The sequence below is a fragment of the Agrobacterium vitis genome, assembly GCF_013426735.1.
Lineage (GTDB): Bacteria > Pseudomonadota > Alphaproteobacteria > Rhizobiales > Rhizobiaceae > Allorhizobium > Allorhizobium vitis_D.
The window spans coordinates 3,216,540-3,236,194 of sequence record NZ_AP023272.1 but is presented as its reverse complement, the minus strand read 5'-3'; the positions used below and the strand labels follow the sequence as shown (position 1 = coordinate 3,236,194).

General features: G+C 56.6%; 17 protein-coding genes and 1 riboswitch. Of the genes, 8 read left to right on the top strand and 9 right to left on the bottom strand.

The features are described from left to right. Window positions 1-176: 176 nt before the first annotated feature. Together H1Y61_RS15115 and H1Y61_RS27170 are read right to left on the bottom strand one after the other, a co-directional pair. A complete protein-coding gene (locus H1Y61_RS15115) occupies window positions 177-2,009 on the bottom strand; it encodes a site-specific integrase (protein ID WP_180573079.1) in 1,833 nt (610 codons plus the stop codon). 257 nt (window positions 2,010-2,266) lie between these two features. Further along, window positions 2,267-2,353 (bottom strand): small membrane protein YohP, encoded by an 87-nt coding sequence (locus H1Y61_RS27170; RefSeq protein WP_444875226.1) that lies wholly within the window; start codon window positions 2,351-2,353, stop codon window positions 2,267-2,269. 235 nt (window positions 2,354-2,588) lie between these two features. On the opposite strand from H1Y61_RS27170, the gene H1Y61_RS15110 reads away from it, so the two are divergent. Then, window positions 2,589-3,446, top strand: coding sequence for a hypothetical protein (locus tag H1Y61_RS15110; RefSeq protein ID WP_180573078.1), 858 nt, complete (start codon window positions 2,589-2,591; stop codon window positions 3,444-3,446). A gap of 110 nt (window positions 3,447-3,556) precedes the next feature. On the opposite strand, the gene H1Y61_RS15105 is transcribed toward H1Y61_RS15110, so the two are convergent. Beyond that, window positions 3,557-4,942, bottom strand: coding sequence for a voltage-gated chloride channel family protein (locus H1Y61_RS15105; RefSeq protein WP_180573077.1), 1,386 nt, complete (start codon window positions 4,940-4,942; stop codon window positions 3,557-3,559). A gap of 82 nt (window positions 4,943-5,024) precedes the next feature. Continuing rightward, window positions 5,025-5,101, bottom strand: a riboswitch (Fluoride riboswitch). Window positions 5,102-5,608: 507 nt separating this feature from the next. Here H1Y61_RS15105 and H1Y61_RS15100 point away from each other — a divergent pair. Further along, window positions 5,609-6,574 carry a flagellin N-terminal helical domain-containing protein gene (locus H1Y61_RS15100; protein ID WP_180573076.1) on the top strand — a complete coding sequence of 322 codons (966 nt, stop codon included), beginning with the start codon at window positions 5,609-5,611 and terminating at the stop codon, window positions 6,572-6,574. Window positions 6,575-6,577: 3 nt separating this feature from the next. Here the strand turns inward: H1Y61_RS15100 and H1Y61_RS15095 are convergent, their stop codons facing one another. Further along, a complete protein-coding gene (locus H1Y61_RS15095; protein WP_235680759.1) occupies window positions 6,578-7,924 on the bottom strand; it encodes a chloride channel protein in 1,347 nt (448 codons plus the stop codon). Window positions 7,925-8,209: 285 nt separating this feature from the next. On the opposite strand from H1Y61_RS15095, the gene H1Y61_RS15090 reads away from it, so the two are divergent. The 3 genes from H1Y61_RS15090 to H1Y61_RS15080 all read left to right on the top strand — a co-directional run bounded on the left by H1Y61_RS15090 (window position 8,210) and on the right by H1Y61_RS15080 (window position 10,143). Then, the gene (locus tag H1Y61_RS15090) at window positions 8,210-9,499 is read left to right on the top strand and encodes a phosphatidylglycerol lysyltransferase domain-containing protein (protein ID WP_180573075.1); all 1,290 of its coding nucleotides are present in this window, start codon (window positions 8,210-8,212) and stop codon (window positions 9,497-9,499) included. A 72-nt stretch (window positions 9,500-9,571) separates the two neighbouring features. Further along, complete coding sequence (locus H1Y61_RS15085; RefSeq protein ID WP_174110201.1) at window positions 9,572-9,784, top strand: ribbon-helix-helix domain-containing protein; 213 nt, start codon at window positions 9,572-9,574, stop codon at window positions 9,782-9,784. Continuing rightward, window positions 9,778-10,143: a type II toxin-antitoxin system VapC family toxin gene (locus H1Y61_RS15080; protein WP_180573074.1), complete on the top strand. Its 366-nt coding sequence runs from the start codon at window positions 9,778-9,780 to the stop codon at window positions 10,141-10,143. The genes H1Y61_RS15085 and H1Y61_RS15080 overlap by 7 nt, the downstream gene beginning before the upstream one ends. 4 nt (window positions 10,144-10,147) lie before the next feature. Here H1Y61_RS15080 and betA read toward each other — a convergent pair whose 3' ends face one another. Further along, window positions 10,148-11,803 carry a choline dehydrogenase gene (gene betA / locus H1Y61_RS15075; RefSeq protein ID WP_180573073.1) on the bottom strand — a complete coding sequence of 552 codons (1,656 nt, stop codon included), beginning with the start codon at window positions 11,801-11,803 and terminating at the stop codon, window positions 10,148-10,150. Window positions 11,804-11,887: 84 nt separating this feature from the next. On the opposite strand from betA, the gene H1Y61_RS15070 reads away from it, so the two are divergent. Beyond that, on the top strand, window positions 11,888-12,229 hold the full coding sequence (locus tag H1Y61_RS15070) for a hypothetical protein (RefSeq protein WP_015915240.1): 342 nt from the start codon (window positions 11,888-11,890) through the stop codon (window positions 12,227-12,229). Between the two features lie 7 nt (window positions 12,230-12,236). On the opposite strand, the gene betB is transcribed toward H1Y61_RS15070, so the two are convergent. Genes betB through betI form a run of 4 tightly spaced genes read right to left on the bottom strand, consistent with a single transcriptional unit; the run spans window position 12,237 to window position 16,460 of the window. Continuing rightward, window positions 12,237-13,700, bottom strand: a complete 1,464-nt coding sequence (gene betB, locus H1Y61_RS15065; RefSeq protein WP_180574520.1) for a betaine-aldehyde dehydrogenase — start codon at window positions 13,698-13,700, stop codon at window positions 12,237-12,239. After that, window positions 13,700-14,341: a glutathione S-transferase family protein gene (locus H1Y61_RS15060; protein WP_180573072.1), complete on the bottom strand. Its 642-nt coding sequence runs from the start codon at window positions 14,339-14,341 to the stop codon at window positions 13,700-13,702. The genes betB and H1Y61_RS15060 overlap by 1 nt, the downstream gene beginning before the upstream one ends. Window positions 14,342-14,343: 2 nt before the next feature. After that, window positions 14,344-15,861 (bottom strand): choline-sulfatase, encoded by a 1,518-nt coding sequence (betC, locus tag H1Y61_RS15055; RefSeq protein WP_180573071.1) that lies wholly within the window; start codon window positions 15,859-15,861, stop codon window positions 14,344-14,346. Beyond that, entirely contained in the window at window positions 15,858-16,460 is a 603-nt protein-coding gene (gene betI, locus H1Y61_RS15050; RefSeq protein WP_180573070.1) for a transcriptional regulator BetI, read from the bottom strand. Before betI ends, betC begins: the two co-directional genes overlap by 4 nt. Window positions 16,461-16,661: 201 nt before the next feature. Between betI and H1Y61_RS15045 the strand changes: the two genes are divergently transcribed. Both H1Y61_RS15045 and H1Y61_RS15040 read left to right on the top strand, forming a co-directional pair. Then, window positions 16,662-18,464 (top strand): GGDEF domain-containing protein, encoded by a 1,803-nt coding sequence (locus H1Y61_RS15045; protein ID WP_174110208.1) that lies wholly within the window; start codon window positions 16,662-16,664, stop codon window positions 18,462-18,464. Window positions 18,465-18,565: 101 nt separating this feature from the next. Next, a complete protein-coding gene (locus tag H1Y61_RS15040; protein WP_180573069.1) occupies window positions 18,566-19,564 on the top strand; it encodes an NAD(P)H-quinone oxidoreductase in 999 nt (332 codons plus the stop codon). The last annotated feature ends 91 nt before the right edge of the window (window positions 19,565-19,655 follow it).

Genomic DNA, 19,655 nt, shown 5'->3' with positions numbered 1-19,655 from the left:
AACTTTGCGAAGTCAGTTTGCGCCGACCTAAGTCCCCAACACGACATGGCAGTAGTCTTCGATCCGTCGGACATGTCCATGTGCTACTTTGGCCAAGTGAACGAAGCCGATATCTTAAAATCGTTCTTTAGGGTTTCTCAGAAGATCTAATGAGGCTTTTCCATATAACGGAGGGTCTAGGTAATTGCTTTACAGCTCGCTAAATGCTGCAAGCATAAACCGGGATAAGAGATGGCATTCACCAGCTCGACGCGCTTTTCGAGAACGCCCTCGGGAAGCACTCCGTAACCGCGTGTTACCTTATTTCCATTCACATGGCCGAAAATGAAGTTGAATTGCTCATCCAAAAAGCCCGCCCGGCGCATTGCGTCAAAAGCGCCATGACGGAAGGAATATAACGAAATACCACGCCCCTTTTTCAATCCGATACGGGTAAGGTAGCGACCGAATTCCCGACTAAAGTCAGCAATCATTTGTCCGCGAGAATTGCGTTCGGCAAGAGGAAAAAGGCGGATATGTCCAGCTTGCTTGATAGAGGTATAGTAGTCGAGGAAGCCAAGTTTGATGAGCTTTTTGTGAACTGGAACCACACGGCGCGACCCTGCCGTTTTTAGGCTTTTAAAAGCTTCGATATCCTCGGGGCCGCCCTCGGTTTCGGTGATGTCCATCACCCAATGTCCATGATCTTTCCGAACGTCGGAAAGAAGAAGCTGTGCAATCTCTGCCGGTCGCGCACCAGAATAGAGCATGACAAGCGGCACCCAAAATCGATGATCACGAATTTGGATATTGCCTGCTTTACTCCAGAAGCGCGGGGCATCCGCGCTCTGGCATCCCGTAAAAAGTGGCGAGTGAAACAGTAGGTCCATTTGTTCTGACGAGAAAGGGAATACCTTTTTCCTCTTATCTTTTGGTAAGGACATGCCTTCGATAGGATTGCCATCAATGTAGCCATGCGAGGCAAGCCAGTGGCAAAAAGCTGCAAGGCTTGAGAGATAACGGTTGACGGTGCGCGAGGTTAAAGCAGGCTTGCCGACCGTTTCGTTGTGCTTGACGATCTGCATGATAGACATTCCCGCGAATACCTTCGTTTCAGTCGCCTTAACGGGATATCGGATTAGCAGATCTTTCCATTCGCGAGCTGCTTTCTTATTGATACAATGCGCCGGAAAATTATTCCCAACATATTGAATGAAGGTGCCGACGTCCCGGCGAGCTTGATTAAGTGTATCAGCAGTGACGCCGTTTGGGTTTTCACGTGCATATTTTTCGAAAAGCTCCGAAATGGTTTCACCCGGGGCCGCTACCTCTTTAACTGCATGGCGTGCGGGCTTCACAATTGAATCGGTAGAGATGCCAGAATAATTGCCTGCATCACGCTCAATGGTCCGTTCAAGAGCCTGTATCTCGCTGCGCATCATTAGACCACACAGGTCGCTGTATTCATCGGACGGCTTGTCAACGATAAGGCGATGTTTTGCAATGAATGCATCTGTGTCCGTCATAATGAGCCGGAAATCGCGAGTGACAATTTCCCGCTTGAGCGCGGCGAGACGACGAGTGCGATAATTGGCGTCATCGGTTCGAGCACGAAGCATAATCTCAAGGTCAGCATGTGCATTTATCATACCGATGAAATCATCTGAGCTAATGATGTTGCGTTCGATCTTACGCCAAACCTTTTCCTCTTCAGCCGCGATATCAGCGGGGGAGGGCATGGCTTTCCGCTTCTCGTCGTCGCGCTGAAGGGTGCTTTCGTAGTGCTCCCAAACTGCAACGGCCTTGTCTTCGCTTGTCAGATTACGGCGGCTGCGGAGGTCATAGAAAATCTCATCCCACTTCACCCTCTCGCGATTGTAGGCGATCTTTGCCTTCGCCTCATCGGTCGTGCGAAGCGAAATCTTCTTATCCTCGACACCGTAATGGGGCTGCAAATCTACAGGTATGAATATACGGATATACCAGACACCGCTCGTCGCTCTGCGTTTCATTGCTGCCTGTCGTGCCACGCCACCGCCCCATCATTCCGGAACACTAAACCGGAACATTTATAGCGAGGAAAGTCATTTAAACGCAATAGGTTGAAGGAAACCAAGGTGCTAGGAAATACTGGATTTTGTTCCAGGCGCCCCAGCCACTCTTCCGATGCCACATCTTTGAGATCGACGTCAGAAGACTGATGGTCGAAAAAAGTGGATTGTCTTCAAAAACAGGTGAGACTTTTGCTGGACGAACGCCTGAAACAAGCTTTTGAAAGCCCGTCCTTTCAAAATATGAGCTTGAGCAGCAAGACGACGACGATCAGGCCGATCAGGAAAATGGCCCCGATCGTGCCACCAATGAATTTCAGCATTTTTCTACTCCTTCGATTGTCAGCAGCCGATAGAAGATGCGATCCGCGACTGCCTGCTTCAGATCTTTCAACGATCTAGGCTGACTTGAGTTCCAATCCCGACCAGGCGATGACGTTCCTGGACCATTATCACTGCCGGGTAAATTCAATGAGAGATCGCTGTTTCATGGTTTGCCAATGCACACCAGATCGATTACCTATGCCGCCGAAAAGCATGCTTTGAAGGTTGTGGGCCGTGAATGTAGATTTTCAGGATAGTGTCGGGCATGGCATATCCTTCAAATATTCCCCGACATCGTTATCTGCCCTGACGCTGGATGAGCTGCGGCATCTCATTTCCGAACTCAATATGTTTTCCGAACAGTTGGGCTGCGTGATCTTCGAGGGAGACGGATCGAGCAAGACCGATCTGGTGATCTTCGGCGGAAATCTTGAGCGGTTTTCGATGCTGTCGGTGGCCCGTAGTCTGGGGTCGAGGGTTTTTTATTTCCAAGATACGGTCAGCTGGTGGTATGGCGGGTCGAACTTGCTGCCGGATATCGACGGCATTGCGTCCTTTTTACGTCGCTATATCGGGCGCCAATTTATCGGGAGCCGGCCCTGTCTGGTGTTTGGCCAGTCTTCCGGCGGCTATGCGGCGCTTGCGCTTGGTGCCATGTGCCCCCATTACGACGTGCTTGCCTGTTCACCGCAAACCTTTGCCGATGGGGAGTTGAAGCGCCGTTTGCAAATATCACCCTCGCTGGCGGTGCAGCATACGCCAGATTACCTGCTCGATATCGAGGATTTGTATAGGGCTTCCACCCGGACGGGCATGGCCGCAGCAATTTTTTCAGCCTCGGAATTTACCAATCCGTATTATAATCATTTCTGGATGGACCATTTGCATATGGCTAAGATCGCGAATGTGGCATCGATTGACGTATTTCTGGCTGCCTCGTCCAACCACTCGATTGTCTTTCAAAGAGCGCGGCTGTTTTCGGAGTTCCTGAAAGAGCTTCTGGAAGCGGGAGGCAAGAAGGCCCGCGTCAAGCAAGAGATCGTTCAAAGACTGGTCCATGCCATCCAGCCCTCGGATGCGCCGGACGAGTAGGCTATCGGTCGTCGAAAGTGGCAGACCGTACGCATCCTGCGCGCAGGATAGAGGTCTGCATGTAAAGTCGCACTGGTCTCTCTAGGGCATGATAGCAGTTTCAACCATCGTTACGGCTTTGGGTCTTGTTCTCCCTGGCTTGGCGCTGATTTCTGCATCCGCAGATGGCGCACCGCGATACCGGCGGGGATGTGACCGGCGGCATGCTTTGGCACGCCGATGCGCTGCGAAAGATAGATGCTGGAATGGCCGCTGGTGAGATAGGCGGTGAAACAGGCGACAGCGAGATAGACGGCATGGGTGGCGCCGAACAGCTCCAGGCCCATGATCATGCAGGCAAGCGGCGTATTGGTGGCCCCGGCAAACACGGCGACGAAGCCGAGGCCAGCAAACAGGTCGGTCGGCGCGCCGGTCAGGCCGGCCAGCGCATTGCCGAGGCCAGCTCCGATGAAGAACAGCGGCGTGACTTCACCGCCCTTAAAACCGGCGCTGAGGGTGACGATGGTAAACAGCGCCTTCCAGGCCCAGCTCGCGTAATCCACGTGATCCGGTTTGAAGAAGCTGAGAATGGTGACATCGCCCGGATGGGGTGACCAGACGCCCAGCCCCAGATAATCGCGGGTGCCGAGCAGCCAGACCAAGGCAAGCAGAATGGCGCTGGCCAGCACCGGACGCAGGGGTGCAGAGGGAAGCAAGGCTTTGTAAGCAGCACCTGCCAGATGCGAAATCTCGGCAAAACCATGCGCCGCCAGTCCAAATACGGCTCCGGCAAACACCACCTTGAGCATGATCAGTGCATCCAGGTGAAACCCGCCGCTATCCGGCATGGTCTTGAGATAGGCGATGACGTAATGGGTATGGCTCGCCCCCCAGGCCTGGCAGGTCCAGTCGGCCACCACGGCAGCCAGTAGAGCCGGGAGCAGGGCCTCATATTGCATCCGGCCAATGGTCAGCACTTCAAGGGCAAACACCGCGCCAGCAATTGGCGTGCCGAAGACGGCGCCGAAGCCCGCGGCAATCCCGGCCATCAGCAGGATGCGGACATCGCCTTGTGCCAGCCGAAAGAGCTTTGCAAAGGCGCTGGCAAGGCTGCCGCCGAGCTGCACCGCCGTGCCTTCCCGCCCAGCAGAGCCGCCCACCAGATGGGTCAAGACCGTGCTCACCAGAATGAACGGCGCCATGCGCAACGGCACGCCGCCGCCCGGCTCGTGGATCTGCTCGACGATCAGGTTGTTACCGCCCTCAGCCGCTTTGCCAAAGCGCTGATAGGCCCAGACCATGGCAAACCCGGCAATTGGCATGGCATAGATCAGATCGGGATAGGCAAACCGCAGCCGCGTTGCCTCATCCAGGCTCCACAGAAACAGGGCGACGAGCGAGCCAACCATGACGGCCATCGGCACCGTGACGGCGATCCATTTTGTCAGGCTGCGGATCTGGTGCAAACGAAGACCAATAAATAAACGAAGGTCAGGAAATGCTGGGATCGTCCTCATTTTGACGCTCCCGAAACGGTAAATTCAATTGGAAAAAACAGCCTGGAAATTCTGGACATGACTCTACTCCTTCGCCTTGGCGTGTTGAGCAGGAGTCATCGGCTTCATCAAGGAAGCGGTTCGGCGTCGTGCCCGGCAGAATCCATTGCCGTTACAGTCGAATATCGATTGACACCCATGAAAGTCAATGGGGGCAGGACGGAGGGCGCGGTTTTTCATCGTTGATAGCATCGTTTTGTTTCGGTTTTGCCGCACGATGCTCTGGTCGCAGCGGTGTCTGCAACGAAGGGCAAAATCCAGAAAGTTAATCGCAAAAGCGCGTTCTTTATCCTCCGTTCACCATCTTCCTTGGGCAGGACTTAACCTTAACGGCCCTATAAATCATCCATCCGCTTTTACGAAATTCGGTCTTTTGGGAACGTCTGGCGGGGGCGTCTGTTTGGGGAAATTTTGACTTTGGAGCCGTTGAACGTGGTTGCCTGCGCATCCACGAACCGTTTCCTGTTGTCGTCGGGTGACTGGATGTTTGCAGGCCTCGCGACAGCGAGGTGACATGCTGTCCAGTATTGCGGACGGCTTGTGTTTCGCCTGTTTTGTATTGAGCCTGTTTTGTATTGAGCCTGTTTTGTACTGAGCCCGTTTTGTACTGAGTATGTGAGTGAGCGTATGACGAGTAAAAACACCAATGTTGCGGCGTATACCGCGCTTCAAAGCCTGCGCCACACAGTGTCCAGCCGCGATGATAGTCAGGCGCGGGTCACGACCGGTTACCGGGTCGCCACCGCGGCTGATGATGCCGCCTATTGGTCGATTGCCACGACGATGCGGTCCGACAATCGCTCCTTGTCTGCGGTGCAGGATGCCTTGTCTATGGCCGCAGGCGTGCTGGATACGGCTCAAAGTGGCATGAGTACATCGACCGATCTGATGATGGATGTGAAGGCGCGTCTGGTGCTGGCGCGTGAAGGCGGCACCTCACGCGACAAGATCAATACCGAACTGGACGAGATCCGCGATCAGTTTCGCTCCATCGCCGAATCCTCCTCCTTTTCCAAGGAAAACTGGCTGTTGCGCTCCTCCACGAGCGACAAGGACAATCGCAATCTGGTCGGCTCCTTCGTGCGTGATGGCGAAGGTCGGATCAGCATCAACACGATCGATTACAATGTCGGCGGCGATCCGGGCACGTCCGAGGTCAATTACCTGATCGACGATCTGGATGGGGAAGGGGGTATTCTCACCGGGTCCGGCTTTGCGACGGAGCTTGGTACGGCCAAGACCTGGGTGATGTTCAATGGCTCCAAGGCCTCTACGACCCATGACGAGATCAGGCTGGAAGACAGCACCACGAATGCCGATATCGATGACATGATCAAGGTGGTCGATGCCATGGCCGAACGGATGAATGGTGTGGCGAGTACGCTGGGTGCGATGAGCAACCGGGTGGAGATGCAGTATGAATTTTCCAAGGACCTGCAAGGCTCGATTGGCAAGGGTGTCGGCAACATGGTTGATACCGACATGAACCTGGAATCGAGCCGCCTGAAAGCCCTCCAGGCCAAGGAGCAACTCGGCATCAAATCCCTGTCTATCGTCAATACGAGCGTCCAATCCCTCTCGCAGTTGTTGTAACTGTCAGCTTTGGCTGCGCTCTGCCGCCCGGCTGGCGCGGATCGCTTCGGCGAGGAATGGGCGCGACAGGCCGTGATAGAGCGGTTCGCGTGACAGAAGCCGCGACGTCGCATAGCCCAGCATGGCTGCGGTCATGATGGCGATGGCGCTATCATGGCTGGCGGTCATTTCCATGATGATCACGAAAGCGGTCATTGGCGCCTGCACGACACCGGCGAAATAGCCGGCCATGCCGAGAATGGCGCCAAGCGCAATGCTGGAGCCAGTCAGGCTGGCGGCGGTGCTGCCGAGCCCCGCCCCAACCGATAGGGAGGGTGCGAAAATCCCGCCCGGAATGCCGGAAATCATCGTCAGGAACGAGGCCGCTAGCTTTTGCACGAAAAACAGCAGCGGCAGGGCTTGGCCCTCCACCGCGCCGCGCGCCTGTTCATAGCCGGTGCCGTAGGTGGCGCCTCCAGTCAGGATGCCGATCAGCGCCACGCCCAGTCCGCAAATGGCGGCGAGCAGCACGGCGCGCCGCAATGGCATGGCCGACAACTGGGTCCAGCGGCGTATCCGGCGCATAAAGGTCAGCGCCCCCGCGCTGAACAGCGCGCCGAAAGCGCCGCCGCCAATGCCGCACAGGCCGACCAGCATCCAATCGCGCAAGCCGGAGACGGTGGGATTGGCAGTGCCGAAATAGGTATAGCTGCCAACTAGACCAAGGGCTGCAAGGCCTGAAACGATCACCGCAATCAGAACCAGGCTATTGACGCGGGAGTGATAGGTTTTGCTCATTTCCTCGATTGCAAAGACGATCCCGGCCAGGGGCGTGTTGAAGGCGGCGGCAATGCCTGCTGCCGATCCGGCCAGGATCAGCCCATCTGCCCGCGCCATCCCGCCAATGCGGGCGCAAAACAGCATGATCGAGGCGCCAACCTGCACAGTCGGCCCCTCACGCCCGATCGATCCGCCGCAGAGCAGACCGATTGCGGTCAAAAGCACCTTGCCGATAGCAATCCGCATTGACAGCAACCGGCTGCGCCCAGCTGGATCATCGATATGACGGGCGGCAATCGCCTGGGGAATGCCGGAGCCTTGTGATGCGGGAAAAACCTTGGCCGCCAGCAGCGCACAGAGCGCAAAACCGGCAGGTGTCAGCAGAAGCGGAAGGAGAAAGGTCCATTGCGTGGCGTGGGTGATCGTGTGAAACAGCGCTTGGGCGCGGTCTGCCAGCCAGGCAAAGCCGACGCTAACGACGCCGATAGCAGCGGCACCGGCCCAGAAGACCAGCCGCATTTTCCACATCCGCCAGGAACCGCTGAGCGCGCGTGAGCGCCGCAGCATTTTCGAGGGCGTGGAACGCGGCATGAGGTAACTCCCAGATAGATACTGCATCATTCCTTAAATCGAAATCGATGAAATCCCAAGAGATTTAGAGAGTTGGGGATTTACCGATTTGGGACAAACATTGGCGACGGGTTTTCAAAACTCGTCACTTGACCATAAGGGCGGCAATGGCCGTTGCGCCTGCACGGGTCTGGTATTTTACCGATTGTTCATGTATCCGCTTCACGACATGTTTACCGGGCGCTGCCATAAGCATGGCGGAGTGAATAATCCCTAATATTTCTCGGGCGAAGGACGTCGGAGCTAATGGTGAATGCATTGGAAACCGACGTTTCAATCAAGCCCGGACGATTTTTCCTGGTTGCCGGGATAGGTCTTGGCTGGCATGCGGCCAGCAAGCTCTTGCGCTTTGTGTTGGCGCTTGGCCTTGCGGCTTTGTCGCTGCTGTCGATTGAATTCCTGCTGGAGCCCCTGGCGGAGCTTGGCCTCGTTTACAAACTGCATCAGGATATTGGCGGCGCCAGCTTAGCGACGCTGTCATTGCTGGGTGCCATCGCGGCTGGCCGTGTTGTTCAGCAGCAGATCAGGCCGGTCCGGTCGGGCGCATCGCCTGCTCATACACAATTGGCTGGGCGCATCGTGCGGGAAAATTCCCGGGCGGCGGCAGGCCTGGTGGCGCTCGGCGATAAGCAGGTGCTGTTTTCTGACGCGGGCGATGCGTTTATAATGTATGCGCGCCGCGGTCGCCGGTTCGTTGTGCTGTTTGACCCGGTCGGACCACGGGCCGCCTGGCCGCAACTGGTGACGAAATTGCTGAAAGAGGCAAAGGCTTGCGGTTGCCGCGTTGCCTTCTACCAGGTCTCCCCGGACTTTCTGCCTGTTGCGGCGGATGCGGGCCTGCGGCTGTTCAAGCTGGGTGATCAGGCTATTGTCGATCTGCATCGTTTCGACCTGAAGGGCGGCGACTGGCTGAAACTGCGCCGCTCGATCAACCGCGCCGAGCGCGACGGACTGGAATTTTCCATCGTGCCGCCAGCTGAAGTAGCGGGATTGCTGGATGAACTGGCTTACGTTTCGGATGTCTGGCTGGCCCATCACAAGGCCGGAGAAAAGGGCTTTTCGCTCGGCACGTTCCAGCGCTGTTATCTCTGCGCCCATCCGGTTGCCATCATTCGCCTTGAAGGCCGGATTGTCGCCTTTGCCAATATTCTGACCACCGAGACAAAACAGGACGCCTTCATCGACCTGATGCGGCATCTGCCCGGCACGCATCGTGGTATGATGGACCTGCTGTTCGTCAAGATCATGCTGCATCTGAAAGCGGAAGGCTATCGCCAGCTCGACATGGGCATGGCGCCGCTGTCCGGCCTGTCCGACCGCGCTTCCGCCCCGCTTTGGCACCGCCTTGGCCGTCTGGTTTATGAGAATGGCGAACGGCTCTATAATTTCAAGGGCGTCCACGCCTTCAAGGCCAAGTTCGACCCCGATTGGCAACCCCGCTATCTCGCCGTCAGCGACCGGCGTCAGGCATTGCCCGCCGTGGTCGATACCGCGCTGCTGATCAGCGGCGGGATCAAAAAACTTGTGCGGCGATAGCGGTGACGCGCGCCTGCTTGATCATAACCATGGGGCGATGTATATCATATAGCGATATATGATAGGTGCGCTATGAGAACATTGATCGACCTTGATGACGATGCCGTTGTGGAACTGGATCGGATTGCCCGCCAGGAAAAAATTTCCCGTGCAGCGCTGATCCGCCAAGCCGTGGCATCTTTGCTTGAAGAACGGCAGAAGCCTGATTTGGATCACGGCTTTGGTCTCTGGAAAAACCAGCCGGATGGCCTTGCCTATCAGCAGGCCCTGCGCGACGAATGGTAAAAGCGCTGTTCGATACCAATATCCTGATCGATTTTCTGAACGGCAAGGAACCAGCCAGGCAGGAGCTTTCGCTTTACGAGGAAAAGGCGATCAGCATGGTGACCTGGATGGAGGTCATGGTTGGCGCATCCGATGAGAACGGGCAAGCGACCGCGGCCTTTCTGCGCAGTTTTCGCTGCATTGCCATCGATCAGACCGTGGCCGAGCGTGCCGTTGCTTTGAGGCGTGGGCATCGGCTGAAACTGCCTGACGCGATTGTCTGGGCAAGTGCTCTGGCCCATGACATGGTTCTGGTAACCCGCGATACCAAGGATTTGCCGGGCAACCATCCCGGCATCCGCATTCCCTATCGGCTGTGACGTCTTACCGATCACTCACCAACCAATTCGGATTAATCCATGGTTCCTGGTTGCTACGGGGTAATGGATCACGACCAAGAATATGATCGGACGCTTTTTCGCCGGTCATGATCGAGGGGCCGTTGAGATTGCCATAGGTGACATGCGGGAAAATCGATGAATCCGCCACCCGCAGGCCTTCGACGCCAATCACCTTGCAAGTGGGATCAACCACGGCCATTGGATCATCTTTACTGCCCATTTTGGCTGTGCCGCAGGGGTGATAGGCGCCTTCCAGATGTTCGCGCAGGAAGGCGTCGATCTCGTCATTGGTTTGGACTTTCGATCCCGGCGCGATTTCGGATTCCCGATAGGGATCAAAGGCTTTTTGCGCAAAAATCTCGCGGGTGATCCGCACGGCGTGGCGGAATTTGATCCAGTCTTCCGGATCACTCATATAGTTGAAACGCAATACGGGAGCGTCTTTGACATCCGGTGAACGCAAGGTAACAGAGCCACGCGATTTCGACATGTTATAGCCGACATGGGCCTGAAAGCCATGGCCCTCCACTGACGATTTGCCATCATACGACACGGCAATCGGCAGGAAGTGGTATTGCAGGTCGGGCCATTTTACGCCCGCGCTTGAGCGGATAAAGGCGGCGGCCTCGAACTGGTTGGAGGTGCCAAGGCCTTTCTTGAAAAACAGCCATTGCGCGCCGACCACGCCTTTCCAGAACCAGTTGTTTTTGGAATGCAGGGTGATGGGCAGTTTTGATTTGAACTGGTGGTAATATTCCAGATGATCTTGCAGGTTCTGGCCAACACCGGGCCGATCCGCCACCACATCAATGCCCATCTCGCGCAAATGTGCCGCCGGGCCAATGCCAGACAGCAGCAGCAGTTTGGGCGAGTTAAAGGCGGAGGCGGCAACAATCACCTCGCGGTTGGCACTGATCACCTCAATCTTGCCGCCGATTTCGACCTCCACACCCACGGCGCGGCGGCCTTCCAGCACGATCTTGCGGGCAAAACAGCGGATCATCAGGCAATTGTCGCGCTTCAGCGCCGGCTTCAGATAGGCATTGGCGGTGGACCAGCGACGGCCTTGCCAACTGGTTTGCTCCATCAGGCCAAAGCCTTCCTGTTGGCGGCCATTGTAATCTTCAGTGACGGGAAAGCCTGCCTGCTGACCTGCATCAATAAAAGCCTGATACAGCGGGTTTTTCACCTCGCCCCGGCGTACATGCAGGGGACCATCGGTGCCGCGCCAGCCGTGTTCTCCGCCATGAGAATGTTCCATGCGCTTAAAATAGGGCAGCACATCGGCATAGGACCAACCAGTCGCTCCGAGCTCGTCCCAGCGGTTAAAATCCTCCGCATGGCCGCGCACATAGACCATGCCATTGATGGAGGACGACCCGCCCACCACCTTGCCACGCGGCGCAATCATGCGGCGATTGTTGAGGTGTGGTTCCGGCTCGGTGACATAGCCCCAATTGTAGCGGTCCATATTCATCGGAAAGGCGAGGGCGGCTGGCATTTGTACAAAGGGGCCGATGTCTGATCCGCCAAATTCCAGCACGATCACCGTATGCTTGCCATCCTCCGACAGGCGGTAAGCCATGGCCGCGCCTGCCGAGCCGGAACCGATGATGATGAAATCTGCCTGGTTTTCCATTTTTAATCCTGCAAAAGACCGGAGTGCCGGTTATTGAAGCCTTGGCTGAATGACGCTATAAAATCTGTCTAAAAGGGTGTGGTGATGGGCGATCAGCAAACACGGGAGACCCGGTCTCCACCGGATGACAAAAAGCATTCGCTTGAGCGCGATTGCCGTGATTGCTACGGCGAAAACAACAAGTCCAAGCGCAAAGCCATTCCTCTTTTCAAAGCTCGCTCCAATCGACGTGGCCGTCACGCTGCCAAGGTTGCCATCGTTTCTCTCCTTGATGATGACTCCGTCGATGAAATGAACAAACTTGCGATCGCTGAGCATTTTGCATTGCATCCTCAGAAAAGGAAAAGTTCGGACAGGCCCTTGTTAGAGTTCTTTAATCATCAGCGCGTACGGCAGTCATGGCGATCGACGCGGAACAAAGACTAAATTCAGTTCAATACGGCGCTTCACACTTGCCCATGCCGACATAAACCGTCTTCACCTCCGAATAATGCTCCAGCGCCGCCAGCGAGTTTTCGCGGCCAAAGCCTGACTGTTTGGAGCCACCAAACGGCATTTCCACCGGGCAGAGGTTATAGGTGTTGATCCACAAGGTTCCGGCCTCCAACTGATCCACCACGCGGTGGGCGCGGGTGATGTCTGCGGTGAACACGCCGCCTGCGAGGCCAAATTCCGAGGCATTGGCGCGAGCAATCACGTCAGCCTCGTCGTCAAAATCCAGCACGCACATCACGGGACCAAAAATCTCTTCGCGGGCGATGGTCATGCTATCAGTCACATCGGCAAACACCGTGGGCTGAATAAACGCACCAGTGCCAGATGCACTGTTGGGAATGCCCCCACCGGTGATCAGCGTCGCGCCCTCGGCCTTGCCTTTGTCGATATAGGACAGCACCTTTTCCCGCTGCGCCATCGACACCAAAGGCCCCATCTGGGTGGCCTCGTCTTGCGGATCGCCAATCACAATGGCTTCCGTGCGGGCTTTCAAACGCTCAAGGAAGACCTGCTTGATGGCTGTGTGAACAAACACCCGCGTGCCGTTGGAGCAAACCTGTCCGGTGGAGTAAAAATTCGCCAGCATTGCCCCTGAAATGGCGCTGTCCACATCAGCATCATCAAACACGATCAAAGGCGATTTGCCGCCCAGTTCCATGGTGACATGCTTCAAATGGCCAGCCGCAGCTGCCGCAACTTTCCGCCCCGTTGGCACCGATCCTGTCAAAGACACCTTGGCCACATCAGGATGATTGACCAGTAATGGCCCTGTCTCCCGATCGCCCTGAATGACGTTGAACACGCCCTTGGGCGCACCCGCCTGCATCAAAATCTCGGCAATCTTCAACGCCCCCAACGGCGTCATTTCTGATGGCTTAAACACCATGGCATTGCCAGCCGCTAAGGCCGGGGCCGATTTCCAACAGGCGATCTGCTGCGGATAGTTCCACGCGCCAATGCCCACACAGACGCCAAGGGGAACCCGTTTGGTATAGGCAAAATCATTGCCCAGCGGAATATGGCTGCCGTTGAGTCCAGCAGCCGCGATACCCCCAAAAAACTCAAAACTATCCGCGCCTGATGTCGGGTCTGCCACGATGGTTTCTTGAATCGGCTTGCCGGTGTCCAGCGTTTCCAGCTCCGACAGTTCGCGGTTGCGCTCGCGCATAATCTCGGCGGCCTTTTTCAACACGCGGCCACGGGCAGTAGGGCTGAGAGCAGCCCACTCCTTCTGCGCCCGCTTGGCAGACGCAATGGCCCGCTCCACAATCGCAGGCGTGGCCGCATGGAGGCGCGCAATTACCTCACCCGTGGCGGGGTAGATGCTGTCAATCACGGTGCCGCTTGCGTCTTCAACGTATTCGCCATCAATGAAGTGAGAGGCTTTGGGTTGGGCTTTCATCATAAAACTCGCAATTCTTCGTAAGACACCATCACATGCTCGCGAAATGCGGGGCGCGTGGTCAGGTTTTGATAATAGCGGTGAAGGGCGGGGCGCTCTGGGCGCGTGATGTCGATATCGAAATAGCGAAACAGCACATGGCCGAATTGAATATCGGCCAAGGTCAGCGCATCACCCACCAGATAGGCGTGCTTTGCCAGTCGTTGTTCGGCAATATCCAGCTTTGCGCCCAGCACACCCATGGCTTTTGCAATGGCGGCGGGATCGCGATCTTTTGGCGCGGTGCGCACCACGCGCCAGAATATGGGAGAGGTAAACTCTTGCGCAATATTCACTTTGGACCATTCAGCCCACATATCCACACGGGTGCGACCCGCCAGATCATCTGGCCAGAACGGAGACGATGCATAACGGCTGGCGAGGTAGCGAAGGATAGCCGCTGTCTCAAACAGAGGCTCACTATCGCCATCTTGCAGAACTGGCACGGTGCCATTCGGGTTCATGGCCAGAAATTCCGGCGTGTCATTGCCGCCATAGCGATGGCCAACATCATGGCGCACATAATCGAGACCAAGCTCACCAACGCACCACATCAGCGCCTGCACATTCGAGGAGGATTTTCGACCCCAGATCGTCAGCATTGTCACTCTCCCCTCGGATAGCGTTTGCTTTCTTCCAGCACGTTCAAATCCATATGGTTGCGCATGTAACGCTCCGATGCCTTTTGCAGCGGCTGGTGATCCCATGGGTAATAGGAGCCGTTGCGAAGCGCCTCATAGACCACCCATCGGCGGGCTTGGCTTTCGCGCACCGCCGCATCAAAGCGGGTCATGTCCCAGCGGGCCTCGCGCTTGGCGGTGAAATCGGCCAGAACATCGGCATAAGCCGGATCATCCGCCAGATTGGTTAGCTCTTGCGGATCGCTCACAAGGTCAAACAATTGGTCGGGATCGAGCGCACAATGCACATATTTCCATTGGCCTTCACGGATGCAGACCATGGGCGCATAGGAGCCTTCGGCGGCATATTCCATCAGCACGGGTGCTGCGCGTGCCTCGCCACTGATCATGCCCTTGAGGCTCATGCCATCGGTCCAAGGCATGATCTCATCCATCGAAATTCCGGCCAGATCACACAGCGTCGGCGTCACATCCAGATTGGACGTTGGAGCCTGATGCAGGCCGGGGGCAATGCCGGGACCCGCCACCATCAAAGGCACACGGGCCGAACCTTCAAAGAAATTCATCTTGAACCACAGGCCCCGCTCGCCCAGCATATCGCCGTGGTCGGAGCAGAACAGGATATTGGTATTGTCCAGCATCCTTGTGCGGGTCAGCGTGTCGATCAACTCGCCCACCTTGTCATCAATATAGGAAATATTGGCAAAATAGGCGCGGCGCGAGCGGCGGATGTCTTCCTCGGTCACGTTGAAATTGTCATAATCGCAGGCATGGATCAGCCGCTTGGAATGCGGGTCCTGATCATCAAGCGCACCGACGTCTGGCAGAAGATGGGCGCAATCCTCATAAAGATCCCAGTATTGTTTGCGGGCGACGTAAGGGTCATGCGGGTGGGTGAAGGAGACGGTGAGGCACCACGGGCGGCGATCTGCATCATCATTCTCACGGCTCAGATGATAGAGTTTCTGATTGGCCAGAAATGCCACTTCATCATCATATTCCATCTGGTTGGTAATTTCGGCCACGCCAGCGCCGGTCACTGAGCCGAGGTTGTGATACCACCAGTCAATCCGCTCTCCGGGTTTGCGATAATCGGGCGTCCAGCCGAAATCGGCGGGGTAAATGTCGGTGGTCAGCCGCTCTTCAAAGCCGTGCAATTGGTCCGGCCCGACAAAATGCATCTTGCCCGAAAGCGCTGTGTAATAGCCGGCGCGGCGCAGATGATGGGCGTAAGTGGGAATGGACGATACATATTCCGCCGCATTGTCATAAACCTGCGTGCGGCTGGGCAATTGTCCGGCCATGAAGGAGGCGCGGGCCGGGGCGCAGAGCGGCGAGGAGGTGTAATTGTTTTGAAACCGGACAGAGCGGGCCGCCAGCGCTTTCAAATGCGGTGCATGCAGCCAATCGGCCGGGCCATCGGGAAACAGCGTGCCGTTGAGCTGATCAACCATGATGATGAGAATGTTGGGCTTGCTCATAGGCGGCGGGTCCCCCGGTCAATGGCTTGCAATTGGCTGCTCACATAATCCTCTACCAGCGTGACAGAGGCATCAATGGACAGCGGCGCTGCCCGCAGGCTTTGGCGAATGTAAAGCCCGTCAATCATCGCCGCTGTGCCTTCGGCAATACGCTCGGCGTCAGACCGGCTGGCCAGAGGCAACAGGGCATCGACCAGATTGGAGCGCAGCCGCCGGGCGTAGATCACCAGCAGGTGGCGGGTCGCTTCCGAGCGTTGCGCTTCGGAGTAGAAGGCAAGCCAGGCCGCCACGGTATCGGGTGTAAACTGGTCGGCCTGGAAGCTGATACGGATCACGGCGGAAATCCGCTGACGCGGGGTGGTTGCCGCGGTCAGCGCGCTGGCGGCATCGGCCTGCAATTGTCTCAACAGCGAGCGGATCGTTTCGATCAGCAATTGCTGCTTGGAGCCGAAATAGTGATGGGCCAAAGCGGGAGAAACCCCGGCAGTGCGGGCAATTTCAGACATGGTGACGGTTAGCGAACCATGCGTGCCGATGGCTTTCAAGGCAGCATCGACAAGGGCTTTTCGTCTGACCGGCTCCATTCCCAATTTTGGCATGGCCTATCCTTTCTGATGATCATCAATCTATTCTTGATTGACTGATCAATCAATAAAAATCAGCCAGCGGGATGCAAGTCATCGCCCGTGATGGGCCAGCTGGAGGTCTGTCACAAAACTTTCATCCCCGGTAAAGATTTCCTTCAGGCTTTGCCGTCACCGTGCCGTAAACTTAAGCAATTTGGGCGCAGGGATATTTCAATGGTGGCGATTGCGACGGAACGCGGAGTATTACGCCGCTATGCCAGCGATCAATTGCTGACGCTGGCCAAGGTCGTAATGGAAAATGCCATGCAGCCGATTGTCGAGGTTCAGACCGGGGCGGTCTTCGGCTATGAAACGCTGATGCGCGGTCAGGAACGGATCGGTTTCGAGACCCCGCTGGATATTCTCGATCAGGCCCATGAGACGGGGCAATTGCTGGCGCTGGAGCAGATGGTGGCAAGCAGGGCGCTGGCCAAATTTGCCAGCCTGCCCGATCATGCCGCCTATACGCTGTTTCTCAATCTCGATGTGCGGCTGATTGCCCAAGGCGAGACGATCATCGACGGGCTTTTGGCGCATCTGCGCGCCGCCGGGATTGCGCCGTCGTCGGTGTGTTTTGAACTATCGGAGCGGTTCAATAATACCGAAGTGCCGGAATTTGCCGGTCTGATGGTGCGACTGCGCAGCGCCGGCTTCAAGATTGCCATTGACGATTTCGGCGTCGGCCATGCCGAGATGAAGCTGCTCTGCGATTTCCCGATCGACTATCTGAAGATTGACCGTCATTTCATCTCCGGCCTGGACGGTCATTCACGCAAACGCCATCTGGTGAAGAATATTGTCCAGACCGCCCATGTGCTTGGTGTGCGGGTCATTGCCGAGGGGATCGAGACGGAAGGCGAATTCATCGCCTGTCGCGAGCTTGGGGTGGATCTCGTCCAGGGCTGGTATATTGCCAGGCCCACCACCCATCTGGCCGAGCTGAAATCCCACTATCGGCATCTGAAGGATATCGGTCAGTCACGGCGCTCCAGCCAGTCGCTGGATGAAATCCTGATCCGCAAGCAGATCGAGCGCCTGCCCACGGTCTATGAAAACGACAGTGTCGATAGCGTGTTCGACCTGTTTCGCCGCAATCCGCGCCAGTCGTTCTTTCCGGTTCTGAATGCGAATGGCGAGCCGCGCGGCATCATCCACGAAGTGCATTTGAAGGAATATATCTATCAGCCCTTCGGGCGCGATCTTCTCAAGAACAAGGTTTATGAGCGGACGATCTCGCAATTCGTTGATCACGCTCCGGTCGTCGGGCTCGATGCCGATGCCGACCGGCTGATGGCGATCTTCTCCAATACCGAGGGCAGCGATTGTGTGCTCTTGACCGAAAATCTACGCTATGCGGGCGTGATTTCGGCGGCCTCGCTGGTGCGCATCATCAATGAAAAGCAGTTGAAGACCGCTCAGGAACAGAACCCGTTGACCGGCCTGCCGGGCAATCGCGCCATTCGCGATTTCATGCAGGACAGCGGTCGCGACAGCGATGACCTTCGCCATTTCTGCTACTGTGATTTCGACAGTTTCAAACCTTTCAACGATCACTACGGCTTTCATCTGGGCGATCACGCCATTTCGCTGTTTGCCGCACTGATGCGCCGTTATTTCTTCGCCGATGGCGTGTTTCTCGGCCATGTCGGCGGCGACGATTTCTTCATTGGCCTGATCGGCTGGACCGGCGAGGAAGTCGTTGAGATCCTCGACCGGTTGCTCTCGGATTTCCACGGCGATGTCGCCGCTCTCTATTCACCGGAAGACCGGGCGCAAGGCCGTATTCGTGGTACCGACCGCCACGGTATCGACCGCGATTTTCCGCTGATGCGCTGCTCCATCGGCGTTCTGGAATTGCCGCAGGGGCTGGTTGTCGATGATGTCAGCCGCCTGTCGTCGGAAATCGCCAGTGTCAAGAAAAGCGCCAAGGACAGCGAAGCCGGCCTGCATGTGGGTGAGCTTCGCCCGGCGGTCTGAGCCTTTCCTGTGATGAGCACCGCGTCAATGGGCCTCCTTTTCAAACGCTGGATGGAAGCCTATCTCCGTTATCAACGAAGATAACGCGGAGATCCGGTCTTATGACGCTTCCCACTCACATGCGCTATGTCAATGTCGCATCCCCCGGCGGACCTGACGTGATGAGCATCGCAACCGGTCCGCTGCCAGCCCCGAAATCGGGCGAAATCCTTGTCAAGGTCGAAGCGGCAGGCGTCAATCGGCCGGATGTGGCCCAACGCCAGGGCACTTATCCGCCGCCGAAGGATGCAAGCCCTGTTCTCGGCCTGGAAGTGGCTGGCACCGTGGTGGCGGTGGGCGAAGGGGTGAGCGACTTTGCCATTGGCGACAAGGTCTGCGGATTGGCCAATGGCGGCGGTTATGCCGAGTTCTGCATCCTGCCGGAAGGCCAGAGCCTGCCCTGGCCTAGAGGATTCGATGCGGTGAAAGCGGCGGCGGTGCCGGAAACTTTCTTCACCGTCTGGGCCAACCTGTTCCAGATGGCGGGATTGACCGAGGGCGAAACCGTGCTGATCCACGGTGGTTCATCAGGTATCGGTACCACGGCCATCCAGCTTGCCCGCGCTTTCGGTGCCGATGTGCTGACCACGGTGGGCTCGGCTGAAAAGGCCGAGGCCTGCCTGAAGCTCGGCGCCCGCCGGGCCATCAATTATCGGAGTGAGGATTTCGCCGAGGTGGTGAAGGCCGAGACGGATGGTAAGGGTGTCGATATCATCCTCGACATGATCGGCGCGTCCTATTTTGAAAAGAATATTGCATCACTGGCCAAGGACGGCTGCCTGTCGATCATTGCTTTTCTGGGCGGTGCCGTGGCCGAAAAGGTCAATCTCGGCCCGATCATGGTCAAGCGCCTGACGGTGACAGGATCAACGATGCGCCCGCGCACCGCGGAAGAAAAACGCGCCATCCGCGACGACCTTTTGGCGAGCGCCTGGCCGCTTCTGGAACAAGGCACCGTCGCACCGGTCATTCATACGGTTCTGCCGTTCGACAAGGTGGCGGATGCGCACCGGCTGATGGAAGACAGCACGCATATCGGCAAGATTGTGCTGACGCTTTGAAAGATGTTTCCGCTCGCGTCCGAGCAGGTGGTTAAAATTGCCTCTTTAGATTGTGATTTGGGAACGAGTCATTCTGATGAGGCTGTCACAA